At 63.6% G+C, this 892-nt stretch carries 2 protein-coding genes; one reads left to right on the top strand and one right to left on the bottom strand.

What is annotated here, in order from left to right:
• Nucleotides 1-482: NUDIX hydrolase (locus tag DMB66_RS60020; RefSeq protein ID WP_125812710.1), on the top strand; the 482-nt coding region annotated here is incomplete at its 5' end.
• Between the two features lie 78 nt (nucleotides 483-560).
• Here the strand turns inward: DMB66_RS60020 and DMB66_RS60025 are convergent.
• Nucleotides 561-788 carry a sugar phosphate nucleotidyltransferase gene (locus DMB66_RS60025; RefSeq protein WP_125808001.1) on the bottom strand — a complete coding sequence of 76 codons (228 nt, stop codon included), beginning with the start codon at nucleotides 786-788 and terminating at the stop codon, nucleotides 561-563.
• Nucleotides 789-892: the final 104 nt, after the last annotated feature.

The raw sequence follows: 892 nt of genomic DNA on the forward strand, positions 1-892 counted from the left end.
YCGAGCCGGTGAAGCTGCTGGCTCAAGGAGCGGGTTTCGCCTCGCGACAGAACTTCTCAATGCACGCAACTGTCGGTGCGCTCCTGGTCCGCGGCGGCACCGAAGTGCTGCTTGTCGATCACCTCGCCTACGGGATCCTCTTGCAGCCTGGAGGACATCTCGAGCCGACTGACTCCACGCTGATCAGCGCGGCGGTGCGCGAGCTAGTCGAGGAAACCGGTGTTGATCCCAGCGGCCTCTTCCCCGCGTCGCCGATCCCGGTCTACGTCGAGTACGGCAGAGTTCCAGCGCGGCCGGCGAAGGACGAGCCGGAGCACTTCCATCTCGACTTCGGCTACTCGTTCGTGACGGCGCAGGCGGATATGGGGCGTATTCAAGAGTCGGAGGTGCGAGGTGCCGCGTGGTACCCGCTCTCCACGGCCGAGCGACTCGTCGGACACCGCATCTCGCGAGCGGTGACCGCGCCGGCGCGAACCAGTTGACCGGCCGAGGCGAATGTTTCCAGGCGAGCGGATGTTGTCGCCTACCGGCCCAGCTCCTGTTGTCCGGCTGAGGCGCCATCATCCGATCGCGTAGGCGACGACCGGCCGGTTCAAGATCGGAATCATTGCTTTGTTCACGGATTTCCCTACCGGAAATAACCTGCTGCCGATGCCCCCGATGATGATGATGATGGCCTTCATGCGCTCACCATTCGTCTGCATGCACCGAGCGTCGTGCTCGGTGACGGCTAAGGGGTTCTGTTGGGCGTCCTGGTTACGCAGATTGCTGTGCTCACCTGCTGCCATGGACACGAGCGTCCCTCGGATACGGCGGAGAAGTCCGCCGGCTGCGGCACTTTCGTGCAGGCGTACCTGTCGAAGATCCAGTCGAGATCAGCGCACTGAGGACG

This window comes from Actinoplanes sp. ATCC 53533 (assembly GCF_003947245.1).

Bases quoted from the DNA above. Each gene is read 5' to 3' on its own strand.
- DMB66_RS60025 (WP_125808001.1), bottom strand. From the start codon at position 788: ATGGCAGCAGGTGAGCACAGCAATCTGCGTAACCAGGACGCCCAACAG.